The sequence below is a fragment of the Planktothrix sp. genome (genome assembly GCF_046067725.1).
Taxonomy (GTDB): Bacteria; Cyanobacteriota; Cyanobacteriia; order Cyanobacteriales; family Microcoleaceae; genus Planktothrix.
In genome coordinates, this window is the sequence record NZ_JBJUDF010000267.1 from 1 (window position 1) to 3,556 (window position 3,556).

The following is a 3,556-nucleotide window of genomic DNA, read 5'->3' on the forward strand; positions in this document are numbered from 1 at the left end:
AACTTCTCAATTGATGATACAATTTTATCAAAACTTACAGACGACACCCAACAAAGCCCAAGCGTTACGACAAGCCATGTTAACGATGAAAAATCAATATCCTGATCCTTATTATTGGGCGGCGTTTACTTTAATTGGTGAAGCTGAATAATTATTCTGCCAGATCATTTGACTCAAAATCAGAGAGAAGGGTTAAAGAGAGAACCCGCCTTTTGGTAATTTGCTGTCAAGCTCGGTCGCTTGATGGCTTAAAACCCCTTCCATCAAGACTTAGAGACTGCATCACCAGAAAAAGTGGGTGATTGCAAAAGACCTCTTGAAATCCCTAAGCCAGCTTGCAATAATAAAAAACAGAAAGGCACATTACGAGGGTTTCAAGGAGCTGGAGGTAGTGTGTTTATGGGAGCACAATACTTCCAGCGTTCTTGCTTTTTTTCTGTGAAACCCGTCAAAGTTTGGCTAATCATTAAAAAATTAAGTAGATCAGAGTGTATTGAGTAACACCACATCCGCTCAAAATTATATACAAAAATTGTCGCACCGGCTACATTGCGCTTCAAAAAACATTACAATTGCTACATTTATTCCCCTGAATAGGGACTTGCTTTGCAAGCCCTGTATTTTAATTTTGGATTGCGGTTTTTAGCTCTTGACAGAATTGACCAATATCTGACAGGGCTTGTTCCGGTGTTCCCTGAGCTAATCGTTTGACAAAAGCACTACCTACAATCACCGCATCCGCACCCCAATTTCGCATTTGGGTAGCCTGTTCGGGTTGAGAAATCCCAAACCCAACTCCAATGGGTTTATCTGTAAGACTTCGCATTTCCTTCAGGATATCTTCAACACGAGTTTGAACTTGCGATCGCATTCCTGTGACCCCAGTGACACTGACTAAATAAATAAACCCTTGAGATTGACGGGCGATTAATTCAATTCGTTCTTTAGGGCTAGTTGGTGCTACCAGTAACGTGACTTCTATACCAATTTCACGGGCGGGTTGTAGTAAGGTTTCTGCTTCTTCTAAAGGTAAATCCGGTACGACTAAACCCCTAGCTCCCGCTTGATAAATCTGTTCTAAAAAGGGTTTAATCCCTCGATGCAAAATGGGATTATAATAAGTAAATAAAATAATGGGGGCTTTCAGCGTTGGGCTAACGGTTGCCACCATTTCTAATACTTGATCTAAACGAGTTCCTTTTTGTAAGGCGCGAGTTGCAGCCGCTTGAATAACAGGCCCATCTGCTAAAGGATCAGAATAAGGAACTCCTAATTCGATTAAATCGGCTCCATTTTGATCCAGAACTTGTAAAGCTTTCGCCGTTGTTTCTAAGTTCGGATCACCGGCGGTAATAAACGGAATTAAAGCACAGTTTTTTTTGTCCGAAACTCGTAAAGATTCAAAGCATTGAGAAACAGAAATCATTCAAATTAAACTCAAATAAACTAATTAATTATCCAATTATTGCAGAGCAAGAGAAGAAAAAAATAGTAAAATTTTTACTTGTTTTTCTCTTCTTCGACTTCCGCTTGAAGTTGAGCCAGTTCTTCTGGAGTCATTTCTTCTAGTCGTTTTTCTAACACAGCATCTTCATAATTTTTGAGTTGTTGGTTATAGGTCATTTTATGAGTACCAACTCGAAACAAATAAGTTAGTAACCAAATGACTAAACCGCCAACTAAAACCGCTTGACTCCAGATTCCAGCATCGGCGCTATCAAACCCTATCCCTTGGAAGATGAGGTAAATCAATCCACCGCTCAAAAAGACAAGAATTGTAATGACAATGACATCAATTCGTCGCATTAGCTGGCAATTTTTCGGGGTTGAGGACGTAAATTCAAGAAAGGAGCGAGAAGAATTAATCCAGGGAAAAAGAAGAAGACTAAAAAGTACATAAAAGCTCGTTCAAAGGAACTGGCTACATACCAACGAGCATTCATATAGGCATATAAAGCAGCCGGAAGCACTAATAAATAAGCACCAGCTAGGGCAGCATACAGTAATAGGGTAATCAGTAGCATAATTGCAGGTTTAACAATAAACAGCAGCTAACGTTAGACAATTGTAAACTATAGCGCCCACTGGTGGGAATAGGCACAGGGCTATTTGATTTTCTGCAAAAACGGGTGTAACCTCTCCCCCGACCCCTCTGCTCCGAGGTGTTGTCACCATCGCTTCTTATCCGTTGAGGGAAGTCGAGAAATTTATTTATTAGGATTGTGGTTAAATGCTTTAGGGTTAACATTAACTGTTAGAGTTAAAAACTAATCTTTAAAAAGTTACTCACCTGCTTGTTCTTTGAGAAGATGTACTAAACTATCGGATAACCATAAACCCGCATCACGCAAAGCTTGAATTCTGGGAGATACTAAAGGAATTAAACCTCGTTTTGGTGATCTATTCTTTGCAACTCAGTTACAGTTTGTAACTGATTCGTATTAATTATAGTATAATTCGTAGGGTGGGTGACTCAACTCAATTCTTGATTAAGATTCTCATCTTTTTTATTTTCACTAACCTTACACAGCTATTATTTTTCAACTTCTGAATAACCAGGGGGACAACTATTAGCATCTTCTGGTTTTGGAGGAAACTCTCTCGTAGGTTGATCACTTTCACAAAGTATCCATATTGAAGAATAGTTCCCTGATGTTCCTTGCAAACCTACAATTGCTGTGTAAGTTCTTAACTCATCTTTTTTGCTTAAAGCCACCATTTGAACAAGTTGCTTTTTATCAATTTCAATAATACTGTAAGAATAGTTTTCTGTTTCTAATTGTAGACCTAAACCTAAGTCTTCTATCCTAGATGCAAAAAAAGAGTTTTCAACATAAAAGGCTTGCTGCACTCGGCTCATGAATGAGAGGGACTGTTTTGCTTCAGACTGTTTTGCTTGATTTGCTTCTTCTTTAAAAATCTCTGTAGCTTCGTTTAAATCATTGATCAATTCTGCTGGTGTTTCTTCCGCCATCAGCAAATTTGGACTGGATGGCAACACTATATTATTTGTAAATTTGAAGTTAGAAAACGGCAAAAAAGATAATAGAGTTAGACTGAAAGATAAAGTTTTTTGTGGGATCATAATAATTTAACCTTCTAGCTATTTACTAAAGTGGGATTCTTCAGAAATTAAAAAGTAATAGGCAGGAGGGAGGAGAAAATATTAATTATTTTCCCCTACTTCCTCTACTCCCTACCTGTTAACAGTCAACACCTAAGTTAAGGCGAAAACCGAGACTTTTCCTGCGATGCGTTGAGCGATCGCAGTTAATTCTAAAGCAGAAGCTGAGTTAGGATCAGAAATCACAATGGGAACTCCTGCATCTCCCCCTTCTCGGACAGGCATTTCTAAAGGAATAGCACCCAGCAGAGGAACACCAAGCTCGTGAGCGGTTTTTTCCCCGCCACCAGAACCAAAAATATCGTATTTTTTATCAGGGGCATCAGGGGGGATAAAATAACTCATATTTTCCACAATTCCCAACACGGGGACATTCATCTGTTGGAACATCCGTAAACCCTTGCGGGAGTCCAACAAAGCTACGGTTTGAGG

General features: G+C 39.2%; 7 protein-coding genes. 1 reads left to right on the forward strand and 6 read right to left on the reverse strand.

All coding sequences use genetic code 11. The features are described 5' to 3' along the window. The first annotated feature begins 13 nt into the window (after window positions 1-13). Window positions 14-151, forward strand: coding sequence for a CHAT domain-containing protein (locus tag ACKPEB_RS16435; RefSeq protein ID WP_408966040.1), 138 nt, complete (start codon window positions 14-16; stop codon window positions 149-151). 471 nt (window positions 152-622) lie between these two features. Here the strand turns inward: ACKPEB_RS16435 and trpA are convergent, their stop codons facing one another. From trpA to ACKPEB_RS16465, 6 genes are all read right to left on the reverse strand, one after another. Beyond that, complete coding sequence (gene trpA, locus ACKPEB_RS16440; protein WP_408966036.1) at window positions 623-1,426, reverse strand: tryptophan synthase subunit alpha; 804 nt, start codon at window positions 1,424-1,426, stop codon at window positions 623-625. Between the two features lie 74 nt (window positions 1,427-1,500). After that, the gene (locus ACKPEB_RS16445; RefSeq protein WP_408966037.1) at window positions 1,501-1,806 is read right to left on the reverse strand and encodes a DUF3007 family protein; all 306 of its coding nucleotides are present in this window, start codon (window positions 1,804-1,806) and stop codon (window positions 1,501-1,503) included. Beyond that, window positions 1,806-2,024 (reverse strand): NAD(P)H-quinone oxidoreductase subunit L, encoded by a 219-nt coding sequence (ndhL, locus tag ACKPEB_RS16450; RefSeq protein ID WP_072718107.1) that lies wholly within the window; start codon window positions 2,022-2,024, stop codon window positions 1,806-1,808. The genes ACKPEB_RS16445 and ndhL overlap by 1 nt, the downstream gene beginning before the upstream one ends. Before the next feature lie 258 nt (window positions 2,025-2,282). Then, entirely contained in the window at window positions 2,283-2,381 is a 99-nt protein-coding gene (locus ACKPEB_RS16455; RefSeq protein ID WP_408966041.1) for a hypothetical protein, read from the reverse strand. 152 nt (window positions 2,382-2,533) lie between these two features. Continuing rightward, on the reverse strand, window positions 2,534-3,085 hold the full coding sequence (locus tag ACKPEB_RS16460) for a type IV pilin-like G/H family protein (RefSeq protein ID WP_408971281.1): 552 nt from the start codon (window positions 3,083-3,085) through the stop codon (window positions 2,534-2,536). Window positions 3,086-3,217: 132 nt separating this feature from the next. After that, window positions 3,218-3,556 (reverse strand): P-loop NTPase (locus tag ACKPEB_RS16465; protein WP_408966039.1); only part of this gene is annotated, 339 nt, incomplete at its 5' end.

What these genes read in the sequence shown, in the direction of transcription:
- ACKPEB_RS16435 (WP_408966040.1), top strand. Translation starts at nt 14, where the DNA reads ATGATACAATTTTATCAAAACTTACAGACGACACCCAACAAAGCCCAA.
- trpA (WP_408966036.1), bottom strand. Translation starts at nt 1,426, where the DNA reads ATGATTTCTGTTTCTCAATGCTTTGAATCTTTACGAGTTTCGGACAAA.
- ACKPEB_RS16445 (WP_408966037.1), bottom strand. Translation starts at nt 1,806, where the DNA reads ATGCGACGAATTGATGTCATTGTCATTACAATTCTTGTCTTTTTGAGC.
- ndhL (WP_072718107.1), bottom strand. Translation starts at nt 2,024, where the DNA reads ATGCTACTGATTACCCTATTACTGTATGCTGCCCTAGCTGGTGCTTAT.
- ACKPEB_RS16460 (WP_408971281.1), bottom strand. Translation starts at nt 3,085, where the DNA reads ATGATCCCACAAAAAACTTTATCTTTCAGTCTAACTCTATTATCTTTT.